This window comes from Amycolatopsis sp. NPDC058986, from assembly GCF_042741125.1.
GTDB lineage: Bacteria > Actinomycetota > Actinomycetes > Mycobacteriales > Pseudonocardiaceae > Amycolatopsis.
Map to the genome: position 1 here is coordinate 13,778 of NZ_JBHYJW010000018.1, position 22,733 is coordinate 36,510.

A 22,733-nucleotide genomic window follows, 5' to 3' on the forward strand; every position below is an offset into this window, starting at 1 on the left:
CGCAGGAAAAGTGGGCCGGGGTGTGTTAGGTCAGCAAAAACGGGGGTGCGCGGGGGGGGGCTGGTTCCCCCGCCCCGCGCCGTCCCCGTGCTCGCCCGCTGCCATTTTGTCCTTTGTGGACATTAAAGCAATGAGGGGCTCCTTTGGCGCAGTGGATGCGCCACCCCCTCGACACATCGACGGCGCTCACGGAGCTGGCCGCGCAGGCATCATGAGACAACCAGCTCTTCACACCCCAGCCACGGTCCACCCGGCTTCACGTAAGCATTTCCGTGCCGAAGCGCCCAGACCGAAGGCCGTCTTGGCGCGAACTCCACTACCTCACCCTTCGCCAACGTCAAGACCACCAGTGCCGGAGAAGCACGCAACCGCACCGAAGAGCCGTGCAGTAAACGGCACCACTCACCCTGATCACCCCAAGGCCCGCGATCATCCGACACCGCATCGCCAGCTACCACCCGGCCCGGGAAACGCAGCCATACAACCACAAATTCGAGGCATGCACTTCACTCGATCGTGTCGCACATATGTTCTACTAGCGCGGTATGATGGTGGTGTGTCCGGGAATCTGTCCACTCTGGAGCCGCCGCAGGAGCTGTGGCGGCGATCCGGTCGCGCACTCGCCGACGAGGTTCGTACCCGACTGGAATCCCTGTGGCGCCTGGACGCCGAGCTTGGCCAGTACCTCGCGGAGATCGACTCTCGCGGTGCGTCCGAGCTGTACGGGTACGGATCCACCGCCGCGTGGTTCGCACACATGGCACGGATGTCGCGCGGTGAAGCCAAAAAATACCTCGACCGAGCCCACGGGCTGAATCCCGGACGCAACATCGACGGTAGCGAACTCCCAGCCGCCGCGCCAGCAACGCACGCGGCCGCACTCTCCGGTGAGATCGGACCGCACCACAGCGACCGGATCCTCGGTTTCCTCAAGAAGGTTCCTTCCTTCGTGTCCGAAGAAGACAGAAGCAAAGCCGAGAAAATCCTCGTCGAACTCGCCCGCCACGCCACACCACAGGAAGTCGTCAAGGCGGCCGACGAGATCCTGGCGCGGATGGACCAGGACGGGAAGCCACCGAAGGACCCGGATCCGCCGGAGCGCAAGCCCGAGTTGCGGTTGCGGCAGCGGAAAGACGGCTGGTTCGACATCGACGGCCAGCTCGACCCCATCACCGGCACCCGGCTCAGCACCATCCTCGATCCCCTGGCCACGCCCCGGCCTGCAGGGGAGGACAAGTGGCCGGATCTGCGGTCGCCGTCCCAGCGGTACGGGGAAGCCTTCGGTGAAGCCGTCGCGATGCTCGCCAACGTCCCGGACGTGCCCGGCGGCGACCGCGCCCAACTCCTGGTCACGGTGACACTGGATGACTTGAAGTCGAAGCTGGGCACCGCGTGCCTGGACATGGTCAGCACCATCACCGCCGCCGAAGCCCGCATGCTCGCCTGCGACTGCCAGGTCATCCCCGCAATCCTCGGGACCAAAGGTGAACCGCTCGACCTCGGCAGAGCCAAGAGACTCGTCACTCCAGCACTACGGAAAGCGCTGGTAATCCGGGATGGCGGCTGCGCCTTCCCCGGCTGTCATCGCAAGCCTCGACATTGCGACGCCCACCACATAACCCTCTGGACCCACGGCGGACTCACCGTCCTCCGGAATCTCGTCCTGCTTTGCGGAGCGCATCACCGACTCCTCCACAAAGCCGACTGGTCGGTCCGCATCGCCGAAGACGGACTCCCCGAATTCATCCCGCCAGATTACGTGGATCCGTTACGCACACCCAGACGCAATATTCTCCACCGATTCGTCCCGTGAACAGAATACGAGTAAGCCCTTCACACCAACGGCGTGACTCAGGGTGCAGCCGAGTGACTGACGGGACGAAAGTATGGCGGCGCCGCGACATGTGCGCTTGTCCTTTGTGGACTTCGGCGTCGTGAGTCGGCAACGGACCGTTCGCGACATCGGGCAGCACCCACGGACCCGGAAACCTGAGCGAGAAAACCCCATGTGCCATTCGCGACCCTGCGATCCACCGCCACGCGTGACCCGCGCCGGTGCGCCGGAGTCAGGCGTCGAAGCGATGGCGGGAAGCCTCGATGTCGCCGAGGTAGCGGTGGGTCCACGCGCACATCCCGTCGATCGTCGCGCGGAGACCCTGGCCCGGTTCGGTGAGGGTGTACTCGACGCGGGGCGGCACGGTGGGATACACCGTGCGTTCGACCAGGCCGTTGCGCTCCAGCATGCGCAGGTTCTGGGTGAGCATCTTGTGGCTGATGCCCTCGACCCCGTCCCGCAGCTCGCTGAAGCGCAGCGTGCCGTCGCCCAGGCACTCGATGATCAGCAACGCCCACTTGTTGGCGATGTCCGAGAAGATCTCGCGCGCCAGCGAGTCCGCGCGTGTCAGGTCCGCGTCCTCGGGTGAGCCTGTGAACTGCTGGGTCCCCATATGGTTCCTCAGTTACCGAAAAGTGCGTTCTTCCCTGTCAGCGCACACTCTCCTACGGTTCCTGGGTAACCGCAAGTGACTACGAAAGGCAGCCGACCATGACCGTCACCCTGATGAACCCCGCCGGATTGCCGGAGATCGGCGTCTACCGGCAGGTGGCGATCGCGAGCGGGTCGAAGCAGATCTTCGTCGCCGGGCAGGTCTCGTGGGACGCCGACGGCGTCACGGTCGGCGAGGGTGACCTCGCCGCGCAGGTCGAGCAGTGCTACCTCAACGTCGGCATCGCGCTGGCCGCGGCCGGTGCGTCCTTCGACGACGTGACGAGGCTGACCGTCTACGTCGCCGGGTGGACGCCCGACAAGATGCCGTTGTTCCTGGAGGGCGTGGCCAAGGCGTCCGCGAAGCTCGGGGTGACCCCGCTGCCGCCGGCGACGCTGCTGGGTGTCGCGTCGCTGGCCATCGCCGGTCATCTCGTCGAGGTGGAGGCCACCGCGGTCCTCGACTGAACCGGCTGACGCCGCAGGAAAGAACAAGACTGCACCTCTCCGGATTTCCGCTCTACCGTCGCCCGCACCGACAAGCACGGGAAGCGGGGCGGACGAGCGATGTCGCAGCTGTGGCAGCAAGGTGCGGGGGAACTGGCCGGGCGGGTACGGGCAGGCGAGGTGTCGGCACGCGAGGTGGTGACCGCGCACCTCGAACGGATCGAAGCGGTGAATCCCCGGCTCAACGCGATCACGGACGTGCTGGTCGAACAAGCCGTGGCTGCGGCCGGCCGGGCAGAAACGAGCGGACCGTTGTGCGGGGTGCCCATGACGGTGAAGGAGAACATCGACGTCGCGGGGTCGGCCACGACACACGGCGTCGTCGCGATGCGGGAGGCGATCGCGCGGGAGGACGCGCCGCACATCGCCGAACTGCGCGCGGCGGGGGCTATTCCGCTCGGCCGCACGAACATGCCCGAGTTCGGGATGCGCTGGCACACCGACAACGCGTTGCGCGGCGCCACCCGCAATCCGTGGTCGGCCGGCCACACGCCCGGCGCGTCCAGCGGCGGCGACGCGGTCGCGGTGGCCACCGGCATGGTGCCGCTCGGCATGGGCAACGACGGCGCGGGCTCGCTGCGCTGGCCCGCCCAGTGTTGCGGGGTCGCGGCGTTGAAACCGTCGCTGGGACGCGTGGGGATGGCGATGCGGGCGCCGGTTCCCTTCGCGTTCCAGCTCCTCGCCGTGCACGGGCCGATCGCCCGTGAGGTGCGGGACCTGCGGCTGGCGTTCGCGCACCTGTGCGGTCCGGGTGCGGACCCGTGGTACGCGCCGGTTCCGCTCGACGGTCCGCCGCTGCCCAAGCACGTCGCGCTCGCGACCGGCGGCGCCGTGGCCCCGCCGATCGCCGAGGCACTGCGGCAAGCGGCCGCATCGCTGACGGACGCGGGCTACGCCGTCGAGGAGGCCGAGCCGCCGCATCTGGCGAGAGCGAGCGAGATCTTCATCCAGATCATGCTGAACCACGGTCGTGTCCACGAAGGACAGCCGCCGGTCGAGACCATCGCGTCCGCCGACTTCGTGCGGTTCTGGGCTGCCTTCGAGCCGGTCTGGACGCGCGCCGCCGGGCCCGCCGCAGTCGACCCGATGGCCGAACGCGCCATCATCGCGCACGCCTGGCACGACTGGATGTGCCGGACGCCGCTGGTGCTCGCGCCGATCCGCACCGCACCGGCGTTCCGGGTCGGCGAGGACCTCGATCCGGACTGGCTCTCGGCCTGGCCGGAGAGTCTCCGCACGGCGGTGGCGGTCAACCTGCTGGGCCTGCCCGCCGTCGCGGTCCCCACCGGGGTGGCGGACGGTCTGCCGCAGACGGTGCAGGTCATCGGGCCGCGGTTCCGCGAGGATCTGTGCCTCGACGCAGCCGCCGCGATCGAGGCACGAGCCGGACGCCTGACCCCGATCGATCCCCGCTGACCGCTACAGCGGGTCCAAACGGGACAGCCGCCATCGGCCGTCGACCCGTTTCGCGGTGACGCTCAGCTGTGCCACCGAAGTCTGGGGCGCGCCGCCACTAGGCGCCAGGGTTTGCTGGTCCAGGAACAGCAAAACCGACGCGTCATCGCCACGCAGCTCACGCACCCCGAGGGACCGCACTGTCGTGGTACGCACCAGTTTCTGCTCTTCCGCCCGCTTGCGCGCGGACGCGAACTGGTCCCGGTACTGGGAAACCGCGTCCCCGACGAGCACCTCGGCCGCCGCCCGCTCGGTACGGGCGAGGTTGCCGTAGTCGTAGGAGAACACCGCCTTGACCGCGGCACCGACCTGATCGGACACCTCGGCCGTCGCGGGCTGGTCCACCAGTGCCGCGTTGTCCCCTGGGTCCAAAGTAGACACTTCGACGCCGAACCACACCGCGCAGCCCAGTGCCACGACGACGATCCCCGCCAGCACCTGCGACAGACGGCTCATGACCCGGCCGCCTGTACCCCGCCGACCTTCCACGCGTCACCATCGCGCGCGAAGTCGACGGTCAGCCGGTTCAGCTTCGGGGCCGGGGCGCCGTCGGCGGTGCTGACGCGGACGTTCAGCACCGCCATGAGCCGCGCGGTCCCGGCACCGACGTCGAGCTGGGTCACCGCGGCCTGAACAAGCGACGCGGTGGACACGGTCTTGGTGGTGGTCGCGCGATCGATCTGGAGTTTCCGGTCCCCGGAGAGATCCTTGCCGTACTGGCCGATGGTGGCTGCGATCCAGCGGTCCACGTCCTGCGCTGCGGTGCGGTAGTTCATCGTGTTCAACGCGACCAGTTCCGTGTTCGCCGCCGCGAGGACCGCGTCACGTTCGCGGCCGCGGGCCTGCGCGTCGTCGTGCGCGGATCGCCACCACGAGAAGCCGGTCCACGCCGCGGCGAGCACCGCCAGCACGGCGGCGACCGCGAGAACGCGCGGAAGACGGGCCATCACGAGCCGCCCAGCAGCGCGCCCAGCCCGCCCTTGGGCTGCCCGGTCAGCAGGTTCAGCATGCCGGGAAGCTGGTTCTGCCCCGCGGGCTGTTCCTGCTGCTTAGGTGCCGCCGGGATCGCCGGGGGCTTGCCCGCGTATGGGGCGTTCTGCGAGCCCCGCACCCCGGTGGGGCTGCCCGGCGGCTCGGCGCAGTAGGCCCTGGTGTTCACCGGGATTTCGCGGGTGTCGTTGGCGGGCCGTTGCTGGGTGCCCTCGTATCCCTTGGTGCAGGACGCCGGGTCGAAGAAGTTCAGGACGAACCCGAGGTGCCCGGTGCCGTCCGGCGAGGTCGTCGGCGAGAACGCCGAGATGATCGGGTAGGCCACGAGCAGTTCCTCGACGGCGTCGGTGCGTGCCGAGGTGATCTGCGCGGTGGTCAGCGTGTTCGCGAACAGCACCCCGAGGTCGGTGCCGGACTTCGCGAGCACGTCACTGATCTGGCGGCCGAGCTGCGGTGCCTCGTCGATCACCTTCCGCAGATCCGGGTCCGACTTCTTCAGCTGCCCGGCGATCGTGCGCAGCCCGCTGGAGAACTCGGTGATGTTCGCGGCCTGGCGCTGCTGGGTGTCGAGCACGGTCCGTGAGTTCGCCAGCAGGCCCTGGGTCTGCGGCAGGTACTGCATGGCCGCGGTGGTCAGCGATCCGGAGCTGTCCAGCAGCCGTTGCAGGTCCGGACCGGCGCCGGCGAACGCGGTGTAGGTCTCGTCGACCACGGTACGCAGCGAGTCCGGGTGCACCCCGGCGACCAGCTTGTCCAAATTGGACAGCACGGTGTCCGGGGCGAGCGGGATCGAGGTGCGGCCCTGGTCGATCACCGCGCCGTCGGCCAGATACGGGCCGGTGTCGTGCTGGGGCAGCAGATCGACGAACTGCTCCCCCACCGCCGACCGGTTCGACACCTGCGCGCGGGTGTCGGCGGGGATCTTCGGCCCGCCCTTGTCGAGGTCCATGGCGACGTCGACGCCGTGATCGGTGAGCTTCATCGACGTCACCCGCCCGACCGTCACACCGCGGTAGGCGACCTCGGCGTTGACGAAGATCCCGCCCGAGTCGGCGAGTTTCGCGGTGACGACGTAGCCCCGGGTGCCGAACAGTCGGTCCAGCCCCGCGTACTTCCCACCCGCGTAGACCACCGAAACGACGGCGATGATCATGAACGCGAGCAGCCGGATCCGCGTCGCCTTGGTCATCGGCCACCCCCGAACAACGTCCCCAGCACGCCGCCGATACCGCCGAGCGGATTACCGTTCTGTCCTTGCGTCGTGCCCGGCGCCTGCGGCGGGTTGATCGGCGGCAGGGGCAGCGGGGGTGGCGGGGAGCCGTTGTTGAACGGGATCGCGCCCGGCGCCCCGGTGCCCTGCGAACCCGGGATCGGCAGGAACGGCTGCGAGGAGCTGGAAATGTTGTGCAGCAACGTGTCCAGGTCGAGGTCGACGGTCGCCTCGACGTTCGCGTAGTCGCCCTTGATCACGTTGCCCGCGTAGTCCGGGAACGGGTAGGTGAGCAGGATCTGCAACGCCTTGGGCAGGTTCTGCCCGGCCTCGCCCAGTTTCAGCAGGATCGGCTGCAGTGCCTTGAGATTCGCGACGAGCTGGTCACGGCTCTTGGTCACGGTGTCGACGGCGACTCCGGACAGCTTGTTGAGCGACTGCAGCATCCCGACGAGCTGGTCACGCTGGTCGGTGACGATCTTCAGGCCCGGCGCCAGATTGTCGAGCGCGTTGCCCAGGTTCTGCGTCTGCCCGGTCAGCGTGCGCGACAGCTTGTCGAGCCCGTCGATGGCCCGCAGGATCTCGCCCTTGTGCCCGTCGAGCTGCGTGGCCAGTTCGTCCACATGCGACAGCAGTGCGCGGATCTCCGGTTCGTTGCCGGACAGGGCATCGTTCAGTTCGTGGCTGATCTTCTGCAGCTGCTCGACACCCCCGCCGTTGAGCAGCAGCGACAACGCGCCGAGCACCTCTTCGACCTCGGGGTTGCGGTTGGTCCGCGCGAGCGGGATCTGCGCGCCCTCGCCGAGTTTCCCCTCGGCCTTCTCCGCCGTGGGGGCGCGCAGGTCGACGAACTTCTCGCCGAGCAGGCTCGACTGCCGCAGCTCGGCGTGCGCGTTGGCGGGCAGGGAGATGTCGCCGTTGACCGTCATGGACACCACCGCGGTGCGGGTGTCCGGGGTGAGGGTCACCTTCTCGACCCGGCCCACCGCGACGTCGTTGACCTTGACGCTCGCCTGCGGCACCAGATCCAGCACGTCGGTGAACTGCGCGGTGATCCGGTACGGGTGGTCGCCGATGTCCGCGCCGCCGGGCAGCGGCGTGCTGTAGAGGCCGTTGAACCCGCCGTCGCTGCAGCCCGCCAGCACCAGCACCCCGGCCAGCACCCCCGCGATCCGCCGTCGATGTGCCCTTAAGGCCACCTTGCGGGCGTCTGATGCCCGTAAGGTGGCCTTAACGGCATTGCGCCGCTTCACTTCTTGCCTCCGGAGAGCTGGGTGAGGACGTCGGTGACCGGCAAGGGCAGCGGCGGGAGTTCGCCGGTCTGGAGCGAGGCGATCACCTGCGAAAGGCTCGGCAGCTTCAACGTCCCGTCGAGCACCGGCGCGAGTTTCTTGCACATGTTCCCGATCACGTCGGGAATCTCCTTCGGTGTCCCCGCGCTGATCAGGCGGCACAGGGTGAGCACCGGCGGATGGGTGATCTCGTTGAGGTTGTCCCGCACGGCGATGGTGCCGGACGCGGCGTCGTAGGAGTTGATGAAGTTCGTCGCGCCCACCGGGGCGACGTCGAGCACCTCGGCCAGCGAGGAGCGCTGGTCCACCAGCACCTTCGTCAGCGAGGCCAGTTTGTCCACATTGGACGCGAGGGCGTCCTTGTTGTCCGCCACGAACGTCTTGACGTCGCCGAGCGCGCCGCCCAGCGAGCTCAGCGCCGCGCCGACGTCACCGGAGTCCGCGGCGAGGAAGCCGCTCACATCGGCGACGCGTTTGTAGAACTCGTTGAGCTGCGCGTCGCTCTGCGCCAGTGCGCCGGTGAACGAGTTCAGGTTCTGGACCGTCCCGAACAGGTCGTCCTTCGAGTTGTCCAGCGTCTTCGCGAGATCCGCGAGCCGCCCGACCGTCGAGTTCAGGTTGGCCCCGTTGCCTTTCAGGTTCGCCGCCGCGGTGTCCAGCGCGTTCGACAACGCCCCGTTCTTGTTCGCCCCGTCCGGCCCCAGCGCGGTGGAAAGCTTGTCCAGACTGGCATACAGGTCGTCCAGCTCGACCGGCATCGCGGTGCGTTCCTTCGGCAGGACCGTGCCGCTGGCCAGGGTCGGCCCGCTGTCGTAGGCGGGGGTGAGCTGGACGTACCGGTCGCTCACCAGGCTCGGCGCGACGACGACGGCGCCCGCGTCGGCTGGGATCTGCACGCCGTCCACCCGCATGTCGACCCGCACGGCGTCGCCCTGCGGCGTCACGCCGGTGACCTCGCCGACCTTCACGCCCAGCACGCGGACCGACGATCCGGCGTAGAGCCCGACGGTCTTCCCGAAGTACGCGCTCAGCTTGGTGCCGTTGCCGTCCCGCTGCACCAGCCACAACACTGCCGCCAGCAGGAGAACGGCCACACAGCCGAACGAAACCCAGGTGACGACCTTGCGCCCGCCCCGTGTAGTGATGGTCATCGGCCACCTATCCCCTGGTTCGGCGCGGCGATCGGCGGGGTACAGCCCTCGGGGTTGATCGTCAGCCCGCCCGCGATGATCGTCGGCGGCAGCAGCCCGCACAGATACCCCTCGAACCAGCGGCCGTTGCCGGTGGCGTTCGCGCCGACGCGGGCGAACGGCGCCATCAGCTGCAGGCTCTTGTCGAGGTTGCCCTGGTTGCGCTGCAACACATCGGTGACCTTCCCGAGCTTCTGCAGCGTCGGTTTCAGCTGCGTGCGGTTGTCCGCCACCAGCCCGGACAGCTGCGCCGACACCTGCTGCGTCCCCTTCAGCAGCGAATCGATCGCCGCCTTGCGGTTCTGCAGCTCGGTCAGCAGCAGGTTCCCGTCGCTGATCACGCGTTGCAGCTGGGCGTTGCGATCCGACAGCGTCTTCGAAACCTTCCCCGTGTTGGCCAGCAGCGTATGTAGCTCGGTGTCCCTTGAGGACACTGTCTTCGACAACGCGGACAAGCCGGACAGCGTGTCCTTCAGATACTGCGGGCTGTCCTTGAGACTGTCCGACAGCACGTTGAAGCTCTCCGCGAGCTGCTTCGTGTCGATGTCGCCCACGGTGCTCGACAACTGCTGGAACGCGTCCTGCAACTGGAACGGCGTCCGCGTGCGGGCGACCGGGATCGTGCTGGCCGGATCCTGCGCGCCCGCTCCCTTCGGCTCCAGCGCGAGGTACTTCTCCCCCAGCAGCGTCTTGATCTCGATCGACGCCGAGGAGGCGTCCCCGACCCGGACGCCCTTCACCCGGAACTTCACCAGCACCTGCTTGCCCGCCAGGCCCACCGACGTCACCTCGCCGACCTTGACGCCGGCGACCTCGACCTCGTTGTCCGGCTCCAGACCGGCCGATTCGCCGAAGTACGCGGTATACGTGACGCCGTTGCCGAACAGCGGGAGCTGATCGGAGAAGTACGTCGTCAGCGTGACGAGCACGACCAGCACGAGCGCGATCCCGCCGACAACGGCCTGGTTGCGGTCCTTCAGTCGTTTCACGGGCCGCACCTCTCCGGTCGCTGGGTCGCGGGCAGGGGCAGGATCGGCAGCTCGATGTTGAGCGAGGAGATCCCGATCCGGCCGTTGATCCCGCACAGGTAGTAGTTGAACCAGCTGCCGTAGCTCAGCGTGCGGGTGAACTTCTGCAGGTTGCCCGGCAGCACGCTGAGCAGATGGTCGAGCAGCTGTTCGGAATCGCCGAGATTCTGCGACAGCGTGCCGAGCTTGTCGACGTCGTCCTTCAACGCGGGGCGCGCGTCCGCGAGCAGGCCGGTGGTGGCGTTGGTCAGCTCGTCCAGCGCGCCCACCGCGTCCCCGATCGGCTTGCGTTGTTCGGCGAGCCCGCTGACCAGCCGCTGCGTCTGGTCGATGAGATCACCCAGCTGCGGGCCGTGCTGGTTGACCGTGCCGAGCACGGTGTTGAGATTCCCGATGACGTCGCCGATCACCTTGTCCCGCCCGGCGATCGACGTCGTGAGCGACGCCGTGTGCGCGAGCAGGCTGGAGATCGTGCCGCCCTCGCCCTGGAACACGCGGATGATCTCGCCGGAAAGCTGGTTGACGTCCTTCGGGCTCAGTGCGCGGAAAAGCGGCTTGAAACCGTTGAACAGCACGGTGAGGTTCAGCGCGGGCTTGGTCCGCTCCGGTGGGATGGTGCCCCCTTGCGGCAACGTCTTCCCGTCCGCGACATCGGTGCCGAGCGCGAGGTACCGCTGCCCGACGAGGTTCCGGTACTTGATGGTCGCGGTCGTCGACGCCGGGAGCTTGTAGGTCGCCTCGACGTCGAAGTGCACCTCGGCGAAGTTCTTCTCGCCTGTGTCTTTCCCCTCGCCGCCCGCCCCTCCGGTAACTCCGATGGAGCCGACCTGCCCGACCTTCACCCCGGCGATGCGGACGTCGTCGCCGACCTTCAGCCCGGAGGCGTCGGCGAACTTCGCGGTGTACCCGGACTGCGCGCCGAAGTTCGTGTTCGCGATCGTGGCGCCGAGGATCCCGGTGAGCACGACGGTGACCGTGGCGAAGATCAGGATCTTCACCAGCGAGGGCACGAAACTCCTCACTTCAGCTCCACCTCCGCTCCGCGGTACAGCGGCCCGACGAGCAGGCTTCCCCAGCCCGGCGCCTGATCCGGCGCGACTCCGAGCGCGGGCGACATCAGCAGGTCCATCAGCTGCTGCTCGTCCGGCGACCCGATCACCGACGACCCGCCCGACCCGCCGGGTGCGCCGCCCCCGGACGTCACCGGGCCGGGCAGCCTCCCGTCGGGTGACTTCGGCGGCGCGGGTTTGCTGGAACCGTCCTGGATCGGGCCGTCCGGCGGGTACTGCGGCCAGTGCCCCGGTTTGGGCACCTGCGGATAACAGCGAGGGCCGCGTTTGTCGGTGTACTTCGGCTCGTCGACGCCGGGCAGATACTTGCCCCGGCTGGAGGTGAATTCGATCGTGACGCGGCTGACCTCCGGATGCGCGGTGCCCTTGCCGAAGGCCAGTTCCGCGTTCGGCACCGAATCGGCGAGCTGCTTGAGCATGCACGGATATTCCGGCGCGTACTTCGCCAGCACGTCCAGCGTGGGCTGGATCGCGGTGGTGAGCCGGATCAGGTTGTCCTTGTTGACGGTGAGGAAGCTCGTCAGGTCGGTCGACGCCGCGGACACCGTCGCGTACAGGTCGGCGAGGCCACGTTGCTTGTCCACCAACGTTTTGCTGGTCGTGGTCAGATCCGACAGCGCGGTGATGAGGTCCGGCCCCGCCTTGTCGTAGATGTTCGAGACGTTGGCCAGCCCGGTGATGTCGGCCTTGAGGTTCGGCAGCGACGGATTCATCTTGCCCAGGTAGTCCGAGAGCTGCGCCAGTGTCTGGCCGAGCTGTTTCCCGCGTCCGTCCAACGCCGTCGACACCGCGGTGAGTGTGCTGGACAGCTTTTCCGGTTGCACCGCCTGCAACAACGGCATGACGTCGCCGAGCACCTTCTCCAGCTCGATCGCGGAACTGGTGCGATCCTGCGGGATCACGTCCCCCGCCTTGATGTGCGGTTCGGGCTTTTCCGGCAGTTGCAGCGCGACGTACCGCTCGCCGAACAACGTCTTCGGCAGCAGCCGCGCCGAGACGTTCGCCGGGATCACGCCGATCTTGTCCGGTTGCAGCGCGAGGTCCAGCGTCGCGTGATCCCCGCTCGTACGGACGTCGCGGACCTCGCCGACGAGCATCCCGCGCACCTTGACGTCCGAGCCCACCCGCATCTGGCTGCCCACGTGGTCGGTGTCCAGCCGGACCAGCGTGACCGAGGTGAACGCCTTGTCGTAGAAGGCGATCGTGAGCGCGAAGAACAGCGCGGCGACCACGAGGAAGACCAGCCCCAGCACCTGGTGCCGGAGTCTGTGCAGCACATCCACGCGAGCACTCATCCAGAAATCCTCACCGTCGTGTTCGCGCCCCAGATCGCGAGGCTGAGGAAGAAGTCCAGCACCGAGATCAGCACGATCGACGTCCGCACCGCGCGGCCCACCGCGACTCCGACCCCGGCGGGCCCGCCACTGGCGTTATAGCCGTAATAACAATGGGAAAGGATCACGATGACGGCGAACACCATCACCTTCGCGAAGGACCAGAGGACGTCTTCGGGCGGCAGGAACAGCGTGAAGTAATGGTCGTAGGTTCCCGCGGACTGGCCGTAGAGCCAGATGGTGATCTGCCGCGAAGCGAGGTACGACGAGAGCAGGCCGACGGCGTAGAGCGGGATCACCGCGGTGACCCCGGCCAGCACCCGGGTCGTCACGAGGTAAGGCATGCTCGGCACGGCCATCACTTCCAGCGCGTCGATCTCCTCGGAGATCCGCATCGCGCCGAGCTGGGCGGTGAACCCGCAGCCGACGGTGGCCGAAAGCGCGAGCCCGGCCGAGAGCGGCGCGACCTCACGCGTGTTGAAGTACGCCGAGATGAACCCGGTCAGCGCGGCGGTGCCGAGCTGGTTCAGCGCCGAATACCCTTGCAGGCCCACGATGAGACCGGTGAACAACGTCATCCCGATCATCACGCCGAGCGTCCCGCCGATCACCGCGAGACCGCCGGTGCCGAAGCAGACCTCGGTCAGCAGCCGCAGGGTTTCCCCGCTGTAGCGGCGAATCGTGCGCGGCGCCCAGGCGAGTGCCCGCGCGGCGAAGGAAAGCTGCTTGCCCAGCCCCTCCAGGCTCGCGCCGGGACGCGCGATGACTTCCAGGGTCCGGTCGGACACCAGGGGTTGCTGGATCGGTTCGGCCGTCATCCGCTCACATCGCCTTCGGCGGCACGATCCGCAGATAGATCGCGGTCAGCACCACGTTGATGAGGAACAGCAGCAGGAACGTGATCACCACGGCCTGGTTGACCGCGTCGCCGACGCCCTTCGGCCCGCCCGCCGGGTTCAGCCCGCGGAACGCGGCGACCACCCCGGCGACGAAGCCGTACAGCAACGCCTTGATCTCGCTGATCCACAGATCGGGCAGCTGGGCGAGCGCGTTGAAACTGGCCAGGTACGCCCCCGGCGTCCCGCCCTGCAGGACGACGTTGAAGAAGTACCCGCCGAGCACGCCGACGACGCTGACCAAGCCGTTGAGCAGCACCGACACCACGATCGCCGCGAGCACCCTCGGCACGACGAGACGCTGGATCGGGTTGACGCCCAGCACCTCCATCGCGTCGATCTCCTCGCGGATCTTGCGGGCCCCGATGTCGGCGCAGACGGCACTGCCGCCCGCACCGGCGACCAGCAACGCGGTGATCAGCGGGCTCGCCTGCTGCACGATCGCCAGCGCGCTCGCGGCGCCGGTGAAGGACTGCGCGCCGATCTGCTGTGTCAGCGAACCGAGCTGCAGCGCGATGACGGCGCCGAACGGGATCGCCACCAGCGCCGTAGGCAGGATCGTGACACTGGCGAAGAACCAGCACTGCTGGATCCACTCCCGGAACTGGAACGGGCGGCGGAAGATCGCCCGAAAGACCTCCCAGGACAACGTGGCGAGCCTGCCGACCTGCGTCAGCGCCGCGGTTCCCGGGACTGTAAACGCGGTCTGCATATCCCGCTACCTTGCCCTGGCAACTTCGTGTGCCGCGATCTCATTTCCGTAGCCGGCCACGGCACCTCCCAGTAGTTACCTACTCATGAGTCTTACTCATTCCCCGACCCCGCTTTCGGTTAGCGGTGTTCACTCCGTCCCTTCGGCAGCTCCCTCTCATACCTTGAGAGAGTGCGTCGCCGTAGCCCCGCCGTCGGCGGCGAACTCCGCACCGGTGCAGTAGGAACTCTCGTCGCTGGCCAGGAACAACACCAGTTGCGCGATCTCCTCCGGCCGCCCGACCCGGCCCAGCGGGACCTTCTTGGCGATGAACGACATGTCGACTTCGGCGCCCACCGCGGCCGGGATCATCGGCGTGTCGATCGCCCCGGGATGGACCGAGTTGACCCGGATGTTCTTGGCGCCCAGTTCGAGCGCGGCGACCTTCGTCATCCCGCGGCTCGCGAACTTGCTCGCGGTGTACGCGACGAGGTAGGGCATGCCGGCCAGACCCTCCACAGAGGACACGTTGACGATCGAGCCGCCACCGGCGGCCGTCATCGGTTCAACGACCGAACGCATCCCGAGAAACTGCCCGATCTGGTTGACCCGGATGACGCGCTCGTAATCGGCGAGCGCGGTCTTGCCCAGCTCGGAGAAATGCAGGATCCCGGCGTTGTTGACCAGCACCGTCGGCGGGCCGAACTCGGCCCGGGTCCGCGCGATCGCGGCATCCCAGTCGGCCTCGGAGCCGACGTCGAGATGCTGGTACACCGCCGCGTCCCCGAGGTCGGCCGCGACCTTTTCGCCGTCCTCGTCGAGGATGTCGGCGATCACCACGCGCGCGCCTTCGGCCACGAAAGCGCGTACGGCGGCCTCGCCCTGCCCGCGCGCACCACCGGTGACCAGCGCGACCTTGCCGTCCAAGCGTCCCGTCACTTCAGCTCCTCGGTAGGGGTCAGGGCAGCGAAAGAATGTCGGTGGCGGCGAACATCCGCTCCGGTTCACGCCCGGCGAAGTAACCGCCGACCGCGGTTTCGAGTTCTTCGGCGGTCCAGACGCCGTTCGCGGTGTCGAAGCGCTGCTCCACCTCAGGTGGTTTGAGCAGCGCGACCATGCCGCCGTGCACGACGAACACCTGGCCGTTGACGTTCTCGGCCGCGGGCGAGGCGAGGAAGGCGACGAACGGCGCGACGTGCTCCACCGACAGCGGATCGACGCCTTCCTCGGGGGCCTCACCGAAGACCGCTTCGGTCATCGCGGTCCGTGCACGCGGGCAGATCGCGTTGGCGCGCACACCGTAGCGAACGAGGCCGCGCGCGGCGGACACGGTGAGCGCCGCGATCCCGGCCTTGGCGGCGGAGTAGTTGGGCTGTCCGGCAGAGCCGACGAGGAACGCCTCCGACGCGGTGTTCACCAGCCGCCCGTACACCGGCTTTCCGTCCAGTTTGGACTTGTCGCGCCAGTACTTCGCGGCGTTGCGGGACAACAGGAAATGCCCGCGAAGGTGAACCGCGAGCACAAGGTCCCACTCCTCGTCGGACATCCCGAACAGCATCCGGTCGCGCAGCACCCCGGCGTTGTTCACGACGATGTCGAGCCCGCCGAAGTGATCGACCGCGGCCTCCAGCAGCGCGTCGGCGGTGGTGCGCTCGGCGACGTCACCGGCGACGGAAATCGCCTTCCCGCCCGCCGCCTCGATCTCCTCCGCGACACTCTTCGCGTCGCCGAGATCGTTCACGACCACCGCCGCCCCGGCCTTCGCCAGCGCGAGGGCTTCGGCCCTGCCGAGCCCCGCACCGGCGCCGGTGACGATGGCCGTCCGGCCCGCCAATGTCTCGCCTACGGCCGCACTCACCGCGATGCCTCCTCGTCGAAGCACGTCGGGCCGGTCCAGCCCGCCTCTCGCCCCACAGACTAGAATCTGTTCTCGTACTTATCAAGGGCGAAATTAACGGTACTAACCCGCTATGAACAGGGCATTCTTCGGACAACCCGACACAGCCTGCGAAACATGTTCTACCTGATCCTCCGGGATCGGCGACCGGACGACCAGGTTCTCGTCGTCGTCGAGGTCGAACACGTCGGGCGCGAACCCGACACACACCGCGTTCGCCTCGCAGAGCGAGCGGTCCACCTTGATCTCCATACTTCCTCCCGTCCGCGAAGCCTGGTACAACTAGAACAAGTTCTACTGTAGCCCCGAGGCGGGTTCACCCACCACAACGAGCCCTGCCGGGCGGAGGTGACGGATGCGGATCGACTACACCGAAAGTCAGCGGGAACTGGCCGGTCAGCTGCGCGAGTACTTCGCCGAGCTGATGACCCCGGCCCGCCGGGAGAGCCTGGCGGCCGAGGGCGGCGAGTACGGCGATGGCGTGGCGTACAAGGAGATTGTGCGTCAGATGGGCCAGGACGGCTGGCTCGCGCTCGGCTGGCCCCGCGAGTACGGCGGCCAGGCCCGGCCGATGCTCGACCAGCTGATCTTCACCGACGAAGCGGCCGTGGCGGGGGTGCCCGTCCCGTTCCTGACGGTCAACACCGTCGGCCCGACGATCATGCGCTTCGGCACCGAAGAACAGAAGGCGTTCTACCTGCCGAGGATCGCCGCCGGGGAGCTGCACTTCTCGATCGGCTACTCGGAGCCGGAAGCAGGGACGGACCTCGCGTCGCTGCGCACCCGTGCCGAACGCGACGGCGACGAGTACGTCGTCACCGGGCAGAAGATGTGGACCAGCCTCATCGAGTACGCCGACTACGTGTGGCTCGCCGTGCGCACCGACCCCGAGGCGCGCAAGCACAAGGGCCTGTCGATGCTGATCGTGCCGACGTCCGCGCCCGGCTTTTCGTGGACGAAGGTGCACACCGTCGCGGGGCCCGGCACCAGCGCGACCTACTACGACGGCGTGCGTGTCCCGGTGGCCAACCGGATCGCCGACGAGAACGCCGGCTGGCCGCTGATCACCAACCAGCTCAACCACGAGCGAGTCGCGCTGACCTCCGCCGCGCCGGTGATGACGTCCCTGCGCGAGGTGCGGGAGTGGGCGCAGACCACGAAACTGCCCGACGGCAGCCGCGTGATCGACGCCGAATGGGTGCGCCTGCACCTGGCCAGGGTGCACGCGCACGCCGAGTACCTCAAGCTGCGCAACTGGCGGATCGCCTGGGCGGCCGCGGCGAGCGAGCTCGGCCCGGCGGAGGCGTCGGCGACGAAGGTGTTCGGCACCGAGTTCGCCACCGAGGCCTACCGGCTGCTGATGGAGGTGCTCGGGGCGGCCTCGGTGGTCCGCGAAGGCTCCCCCGGCGCGTTGCTGCGTGGCCGGATCGAGCGCCTGCACCGGTCGTCGCTGATCCTCACCTTCGGCGGCGGGACCAACGAGGTCCAGCGCGACATCATCGCCGCCACCGCACTCGGTCTTCCTGTCACGCGCTAGGAGCCCCCCATGGACTTCTCCCACTCCGAAGCACAGCAAGCCCTCTCCGGCCTGGCCCGGAAGCTGCTCACCGACAAGGTCACCCCGGAAATGCTGGGCCCGCACGGCTCCGGCGGATTCGACGCTCCCCTGTGGACGGACCTGGCAAAGGCGGGCGTACTGGACGCGGCACTCCCCTCCTCGGTCGGCGGTGGCGGCTTCGGCCTGCTGGAGCAGTGCTCGGTGCTGACCGAGATCGGCCGCGCCGTCGCACCGGTGCCCTACCTGTCCTCGATCACGATGGCCGCCGCGGCGCTGGCCGAATTCGGTACGCCGGAGCTGACCGAACGCTGGGTGGTCCCGGTGCTGCGCGGCAGCCGCGTCCTCGCGGTGGCCCTGCCGGACGCGGGCGCGCCGTGTGGCTTCACCGCCGAGTCCACAACGGACGGACATCGGCTCACCGGCGCGCAGTCCGCGGTACCGTTCGCGGCCTTCGCCCACGGCCTGCTCGTGGAAGCCGCTGTCGGGGACGGCCACGAGGTGTTCCTGATCGACCGCGAGGCCGACGGCGTGGACATCGCGGCGCAGCGCACCGTCGACCACGCCGACGCCGGGCTCGTGGAGCTGACCGGTGCCCCGGCGGTGTCACTGGGCGACGTCGGCGAGTGGCTGCGGCTGCGCGGGACCGTCGGGCTCTGCGCGCAGCAACTCGGCGTCGTTGAGCGCGCGCTGGAGCTGACTGCCGCGTACGCGCGCGAACGCAAGCAGTTCGACCAGGTCATCGGCGGTTTCCAGGCGGTGCGGCAACGGCTCGCGGACGCGTATCTCGACGTCGAAGCGGTCCGGCTGACGCTGTGGCAGGCCGCGTGGCGCCTCTCCGAAGGACTTCCGGCCGCCGAAGAGGTCGCCACCGCGAAGTTCTGGGCCGCCGAAGCGGGCCACCGCGTCGTGCACACCGCCGTGCACGTCCACGGCGGCGTCGGCATCGACGTCGACCACCCCGTGCACCGCTACTTCGCCGCCGCCAAACGCCTCGAATTCACCTTCGGCGGCGCCACCAGGCACCTGCTGGCTCTCGGCATGTCGCTGGCCGACACCCCCGCCTGATCACGCGAGATCTCCGTTCCGTCACACGAGTTCCCCGCCCGGTCACGCGAGATCTCCGGAACCTCCCCAGCGGACTCGCGGGCCCAGTCGGAGATCCGGCGTGCTCGGCGGGAGATCCAGCGTGTCTGAGAGGAGATCTCGCGTGATCAGTCGGTGGGGGTGATGGCGCGGAGGCGGCGCGGGCCGGTGTCGGGGCGGGTCGGCGGCGGGCCGAGGACGAGGCGCGCGTTGGCGACGAAGGCACCGGCGGGCGAGGCCAGTATCGGGTCGAGGGCGAGCGAGCGGACTTCGGGGTTGTCCTCGGCGAGGGCGGCGACGCGCAGCACCATGTCCTGCAGTGCGGCCAGGTCGGCGGGTTCGTCGCCGCGGTAGCCGGTGAGCAGCGGGGCGGTGCGTGGTTCGCGCAGCAGCGTGGCCGCGTCGACGTCGGTGACCGGGATCGCCCGGTAGGCACGGTCTCCCAGCAGCGTGCTGACCAGGCCGGACAAACCGAACGACACGAGCGTGCCGAACGAAGGGTCGTCTTGCAGGCCGATCACGCAGGAGATCCCCTTGGCCGCCATGCGCTGGACGTACACCTCATCGTCCCCGGACACCTCGCACAGGCCCTCGTACGCGGTGCGCACCGAGTCCTCCGAGGTCAGGTCCAGCCGGACCCCGGCGAGGTCCGGACGCCCGCGCAGCCGCTCGTCGACCGCCTTCAGGGTCACCGGATAGCCCAGCTCGGCGGCCGCGGCCACCGCTTCGTCCACTGTGGACACGACGCGGAACGGGACGACTTCGATGCCGTAGCAGCCCAGCAGCCGGACGACGTCGGTGTCCGAGAGCAGCGTCGTCTTCCCGCCCTCGGCGTCCAGCAGTTCCCGCACGATCGTCTGCGCCTGCTCGACGTGCAGCCCGCCGGGCCGCACGAGTGTCCCTTGTGGACGCTGGCGCCAGGCCGCGTACCGGATCACCCGCGCCAGCGCGTTCACCGCGCGTTCCGGACTCGGGTAACTCGGCACCGAACCACGTGTCGGCGTCCCGTCGTCCGAGAGCACCGCCAGTTCGGCGGGAACGCCTTCGGCGGCGAGGAAGGTGGACACTATGGGCTTGTCGCGCGCCATTTCCACCACGGCTTCGCGCAGCGCCCGCGCGTACGCCGTGCCCGGAATCGCCAGCGGGGGCACGAAAACCACGACGAGCGCGTCGGTGTCCGGCGAGTTGAGGGCTTCGCGCACGGCCGCGGCGAACTCCTCCGGGCCCGCCTGCGGGCCGACGTCGACGGGGTCGAACGCCAGCTTCAGTCCCTGCGAACGCGCGGTGTCGGCGGCGAGCAGGCCGATGGCGCTGGAGTTGCCGACGATGCCGACCCGCGGCCCCGCGGGCAGCGGCTGGTGGGCGAACACCAGCGCGGTGTCGAACAGCTGCGCCAGCGACTCGACCCGCACGACCCCGGCCTGCTCGAACAGCGCCTGCACGCTGGCTTCGTCGACCTCGGCCGAGGTCGCGGCCAGCTGCGGGCGGACCGCGTGCCGCCCGGACTTGACCGCGACGATCGGTTTCGTGCGCGCGAGCCGCCGGGCGAGCCGGGCGAACTTGCGCGGGTTGCCGAACGACTCCAGATACAGCAGGACGAGATCGGTGTCCGGATCGGTTTCCCAGTACTGCAGCAGGTCGTTCCCGGAGACATCGGCGCGGTTGCCGGCGGAGACGAAGGTCGAGAGGCCGAGCCCGCGTGCCTCGGCGTCGGCCAGGATCGCGGTGCCGAGCGCACCGGACTGGCAGAAGAACCCGGTGCGCCCGCGCGCGGGCAGCCGGGGTGCGAGGGTGGCGTTGAGCCGCACCGAGGCCGCGGTGTTGAGCACGCCCAGCGCGTTCGGGCCCACCACGCGCATGCCGTGCGCCCGCGCCTCGCCGACCAGTCGCAATTCGGCGTGCAACCCGAGCGGCCCGGCCTCGGCGAATCCGCCGGAGACGATCAGCAAGGTCTTGACGCCCTTGGCGAGCGCACCGTCCAAAACGGACTCGACGGCTTCGGCGGGCACCGCGACGATGGCGAGGTCGACCGAGTCCGGGATGTCGAGCACCGAGGAGTACGCCCGTACCCCGCGCACCGACCGGTGCTCGGGATTGACCGGATAGACCGTGCCGGTGAAGTCGGCGGCCAGCATGTTGGCGAACGCGACGTGCCCGACCTTGGTCGGATCGGCGGACGCGCCGATGACCGCGACCGACCGGGGATGCAGCAGGTTGTGCACGCTGCGGGCCTCGGCGGCCTGCTCGCGTGAGCGCGCGACGGCGAGCGACTCCTCGGTCGGGTCGATGTCGAACTCCAGGTGCAGCACGCCCTCCTCGATGGCGCGGCTCACCTGGTAGCCGGCGTCGCGGAAGACCCGGACCATCGCGGCGTTCTCGGCCAGCACCTCGGCGGTGAACCGGCGCAGCCCGCGTTCCGAGGCCGCCGCGGCGAGGTGCTCCAGCAGGATCGAGCCCAGCCCGCGCCCCTGGTGCGCGTCGTCGACGACGAAGGCGACCTCCGCCGAGGGACCGCCGTCGAGCCGTTCGTAGCGGCCGACGGCGATGATGTCGTCGCCGAGCATCGCCACGAACGCGACCCGGTCGTGATGGTCCACAGTGGAGAACCGGACGAGATCGCGCGGCGGGATGCGCGGATAGGCGCCGAAGTAGCGGAAGTAGCGGGTGCGTTCGGACAGTTTGCCGTGGAAGGCGACCAGCGCGTCGGCGTCGCTGGGCACGATCGGTCGCAAGTGGACGGTGCCGCCGTCGGACAGCACGACGTCGGCTTCCCACTCACGCGGGTAGGCGTACGGATCGCGTTCCTCGGCCGCCATGCTCAGTCCCTCGGGTCGTCCGGATCGAGGCCGTGCAACGGGAAGACCGCGCGACGGGTGTCCCGGATCGCGATGTCGGCCGGGTCGTCGACGTCGTCGCCCCACGGTTTGAACGCGGTCTCCTCGCCGTCGGTCATCGCGGCGGGGATCTCCGTGTCCGGCGCCGCTCGCCCGACGTCGGCCACCCACTCCGGCGGGAGCCTCGTCTCCGGCGCCACGTCGCGGTCGAGCACGGTGGCGATGAGGTGGGTCCACGACCGCGGGACCACGCGCACCAGCTGGTAACCGCCCCCGCCGACGGCGAGCCAGCGCCCGCCCGCGTAGGTGCCCGCCAGCTCTCGCAGCGTCGTGTAGATCGTGCGGTGCCCGTCGACCGACAGCGAGAGGTCGGCGAGGGGGTCCTCCTCGTGCGAATCGACCCCGCACTGCGTGACGAGGATCTGCGGTTCGAACTCGGCGAGCAGCGACGGGACGATGGCGTGGAAGGCACGCAGCCAGCTCGCGTCGCGCGTGCGCGGCGGCAGCGGGATGTTGACCGCGGTGCCCTCGGCTCCGTTCTTCCCTGTCTCGCCGGAGTAGCCGGTGCCCGGCCACAGCGTGAACGGATGCTGGTGCAGGGAGACCGTCAGCACCCGCGGGTCGTCGTAGAACGCGGCCTGCACGCCGTCGCCGTGGTGGACGTCGGTGTCGATGTAGGCGATGCGGTCGAAGCCGTGGTCGAGCAGCCACGAGATCGCGATGGAGCAGTCGTTGTAGACGCAGAACCCGGACGCGCGGTCGGCCATCGCGTGGTGCAGCCCGCCGGCGATGTTCACCGCGCGGGTGGCCTCGCCTTCGGCGATCTTGCGCGCGGCCAGCAGCGTCGAGCCGACGACGAGCGCCGAGGCGTCGTGCATGTCGCTGAACACCGGGTTGTCGTCCGTGCCGAGCCCGTGCCCGACGTCCCAGCCGACCAGCGGCGCCTGCCGGACCGCCTCGAGGTACTCCGGGACGTGCACCCGCAGCAGTTCCTCGTCGCCCGCTGCGTCCGGGACGAGCAGTTCGACGCCGTCGAGCACGCCGAGCTCGGTGGCCAGGCGGATGGTGAGCAGGAGCCGGACGGGGTTGAACGGATGCTGCCCGCCGAGGTCGTACCCCAGCAGGGCGGAATCCCAGACGACAGCGGGCGGGCGCATGTCCGCACACTACCAAGGAGTCCGGAGGTAAGCCGACCAGGAAAGCTCGCTGACCT

Annotated in this window: 21 protein-coding genes; 5 read left to right on the forward strand and 16 right to left on the reverse strand. The window is 68.9% G+C overall.

Translation table 11 applies throughout. From position 1 onward, the window contains the following. The first annotated feature begins 556 nt into the window (after window positions 1-556). Window positions 557-1,813 carry a DUF222 domain-containing protein gene (locus tag ACFW0G_RS17815; RefSeq protein ID WP_378326398.1) on the forward strand — a complete coding sequence of 419 codons (1,257 nt, stop codon included), beginning with the start codon at window positions 557-559 and terminating at the stop codon, window positions 1,811-1,813. 253 nt (window positions 1,814-2,066) lie between these two features. Here the strand turns inward: ACFW0G_RS17815 and ACFW0G_RS17820 are convergent, their stop codons facing one another. Beyond that, entirely contained in the window at window positions 2,067-2,447 is a 381-nt protein-coding gene (locus ACFW0G_RS17820) for a winged helix-turn-helix transcriptional regulator (protein WP_378326399.1), read from the reverse strand. A gap of 98 nt (window positions 2,448-2,545) precedes the next feature. Here ACFW0G_RS17820 and ACFW0G_RS17825 point away from each other — a divergent pair, with 98 nt between their 5' ends. Then, window positions 2,546-2,953, forward strand: coding sequence for a RidA family protein (locus ACFW0G_RS17825; RefSeq protein WP_378326400.1), 408 nt, complete (start codon window positions 2,546-2,548; stop codon window positions 2,951-2,953). A 99-nt stretch (window positions 2,954-3,052) separates the two neighbouring features. Further along, window positions 3,053-4,408 carry an amidase gene (locus tag ACFW0G_RS17830; protein ID WP_378326401.1) on the forward strand — a complete coding sequence of 452 codons (1,356 nt, stop codon included), beginning with the start codon at window positions 3,053-3,055 and terminating at the stop codon, window positions 4,406-4,408. Between the two features lie 3 nt (window positions 4,409-4,411). On the opposite strand, the gene ACFW0G_RS17835 is transcribed toward ACFW0G_RS17830, so the two are convergent. From ACFW0G_RS17835 to ACFW0G_RS17895, 13 genes are all read right to left on the reverse strand, one after another. Continuing rightward, window positions 4,412-4,903, reverse strand: a complete 492-nt coding sequence (locus ACFW0G_RS17835; RefSeq protein WP_378326402.1) for a hypothetical protein — start codon at window positions 4,901-4,903, stop codon at window positions 4,412-4,414. Beyond that, the gene (locus ACFW0G_RS17840) at window positions 4,900-5,394 is read right to left on the reverse strand and encodes a hypothetical protein (RefSeq protein WP_378326403.1); all 495 of its coding nucleotides are present in this window, start codon (window positions 5,392-5,394) and stop codon (window positions 4,900-4,902) included. Before ACFW0G_RS17840 ends, ACFW0G_RS17835 begins: the two co-directional genes overlap by 4 nt. Continuing rightward, complete coding sequence (locus ACFW0G_RS17845) at window positions 5,394-6,626, reverse strand: MCE family protein (RefSeq protein ID WP_378326404.1); 1,233 nt, start codon at window positions 6,624-6,626, stop codon at window positions 5,394-5,396. The genes ACFW0G_RS17840 and ACFW0G_RS17845 overlap by 1 nt, the downstream gene beginning before the upstream one ends. Then, on the reverse strand, window positions 6,623-7,846 hold the full coding sequence (locus ACFW0G_RS17850) for an MCE family protein (RefSeq protein ID WP_378326405.1): 1,224 nt from the start codon (window positions 7,844-7,846) through the stop codon (window positions 6,623-6,625). The genes ACFW0G_RS17845 and ACFW0G_RS17850 overlap by 4 nt, the downstream gene beginning before the upstream one ends. A gap of 50 nt (window positions 7,847-7,896) precedes the next feature. Further along, complete coding sequence (locus tag ACFW0G_RS17855; protein WP_378326406.1) at window positions 7,897-9,090, reverse strand: MCE family protein; 1,194 nt, start codon at window positions 9,088-9,090, stop codon at window positions 7,897-7,899. Further along, window positions 9,087-10,118, reverse strand: coding sequence for an MCE family protein (locus ACFW0G_RS17860; RefSeq protein ID WP_378326407.1), 1,032 nt, complete (start codon window positions 10,116-10,118; stop codon window positions 9,087-9,089). Before ACFW0G_RS17860 ends, ACFW0G_RS17855 begins: the two co-directional genes overlap by 4 nt. Then, window positions 10,115-11,179 carry an MCE family protein gene (locus ACFW0G_RS17865; RefSeq protein WP_378326408.1) on the reverse strand — a complete coding sequence of 355 codons (1,065 nt, stop codon included), beginning with the start codon at window positions 11,177-11,179 and terminating at the stop codon, window positions 10,115-10,117. Before ACFW0G_RS17865 ends, ACFW0G_RS17860 begins: the two co-directional genes overlap by 4 nt. After that, window positions 11,176-12,522, reverse strand: coding sequence for an MCE family protein (locus ACFW0G_RS17870; protein ID WP_378326409.1), 1,347 nt, complete (start codon window positions 12,520-12,522; stop codon window positions 11,176-11,178). Before ACFW0G_RS17870 ends, ACFW0G_RS17865 begins: the two co-directional genes overlap by 4 nt. Further along, the gene (locus tag ACFW0G_RS17875; protein WP_378326410.1) at window positions 12,519-13,379 is read right to left on the reverse strand and encodes an MlaE family ABC transporter permease; all 861 of its coding nucleotides are present in this window, start codon (window positions 13,377-13,379) and stop codon (window positions 12,519-12,521) included. The genes ACFW0G_RS17870 and ACFW0G_RS17875 overlap by 4 nt, the downstream gene beginning before the upstream one ends. 4 nt (window positions 13,380-13,383) lie before the next feature. Next, window positions 13,384-14,169, reverse strand: a complete 786-nt coding sequence (locus ACFW0G_RS17880) for an MlaE family ABC transporter permease (protein ID WP_378326411.1) — start codon at window positions 14,167-14,169, stop codon at window positions 13,384-13,386. Window positions 14,170-14,325: 156 nt separating this feature from the next. Next, window positions 14,326-15,087: a glucose 1-dehydrogenase gene (locus ACFW0G_RS17885; protein ID WP_378326412.1), complete on the reverse strand. Its 762-nt coding sequence runs from the start codon at window positions 15,085-15,087 to the stop codon at window positions 14,326-14,328. A gap of 19 nt (window positions 15,088-15,106) precedes the next feature. Continuing rightward, a complete protein-coding gene (locus tag ACFW0G_RS17890) occupies window positions 15,107-16,006 on the reverse strand; it encodes a 3-oxoacyl-ACP reductase (RefSeq protein ID WP_378326413.1) in 900 nt (299 codons plus the stop codon). Between the two features lie 102 nt (window positions 16,007-16,108). Beyond that, window positions 16,109-16,297 (reverse strand): ferredoxin, encoded by a 189-nt coding sequence (locus ACFW0G_RS17895; RefSeq protein ID WP_378326414.1) that lies wholly within the window; start codon window positions 16,295-16,297, stop codon window positions 16,109-16,111. Window positions 16,298-16,400: 103 nt separating this feature from the next. Between ACFW0G_RS17895 and ACFW0G_RS17900 the strand changes: the two genes are divergently transcribed. Both ACFW0G_RS17900 and ACFW0G_RS17905 read left to right on the forward strand, forming a co-directional pair. Next, the gene (locus ACFW0G_RS17900) at window positions 16,401-17,582 is read left to right on the forward strand and encodes an acyl-CoA dehydrogenase family protein (protein WP_378326415.1); all 1,182 of its coding nucleotides are present in this window, start codon (window positions 16,401-16,403) and stop codon (window positions 17,580-17,582) included. 9 nt (window positions 17,583-17,591) lie between these two features. Next, window positions 17,592-18,668, forward strand: a complete 1,077-nt coding sequence (locus tag ACFW0G_RS17905; RefSeq protein ID WP_378326416.1) for an acyl-CoA dehydrogenase family protein — start codon at window positions 17,592-17,594, stop codon at window positions 18,666-18,668. Between the two features lie 146 nt (window positions 18,669-18,814). On the opposite strand, the gene ACFW0G_RS17910 is transcribed toward ACFW0G_RS17905, so the two are convergent. Both ACFW0G_RS17910 and ACFW0G_RS17915 read right to left on the reverse strand, forming a co-directional pair. Next, window positions 18,815-21,502, reverse strand: coding sequence for a GNAT family N-acetyltransferase (locus tag ACFW0G_RS17910; RefSeq protein WP_378326417.1), 2,688 nt, complete (start codon window positions 21,500-21,502; stop codon window positions 18,815-18,817). Window positions 21,503-21,504: 2 nt separating this feature from the next. Beyond that, window positions 21,505-22,677: an acetoin utilization protein AcuC gene (locus ACFW0G_RS17915; protein ID WP_378326418.1), complete on the reverse strand. Its 1,173-nt coding sequence runs from the start codon at window positions 22,675-22,677 to the stop codon at window positions 21,505-21,507. Between the last annotated feature and the right edge of the window lie 56 nt (window positions 22,678-22,733).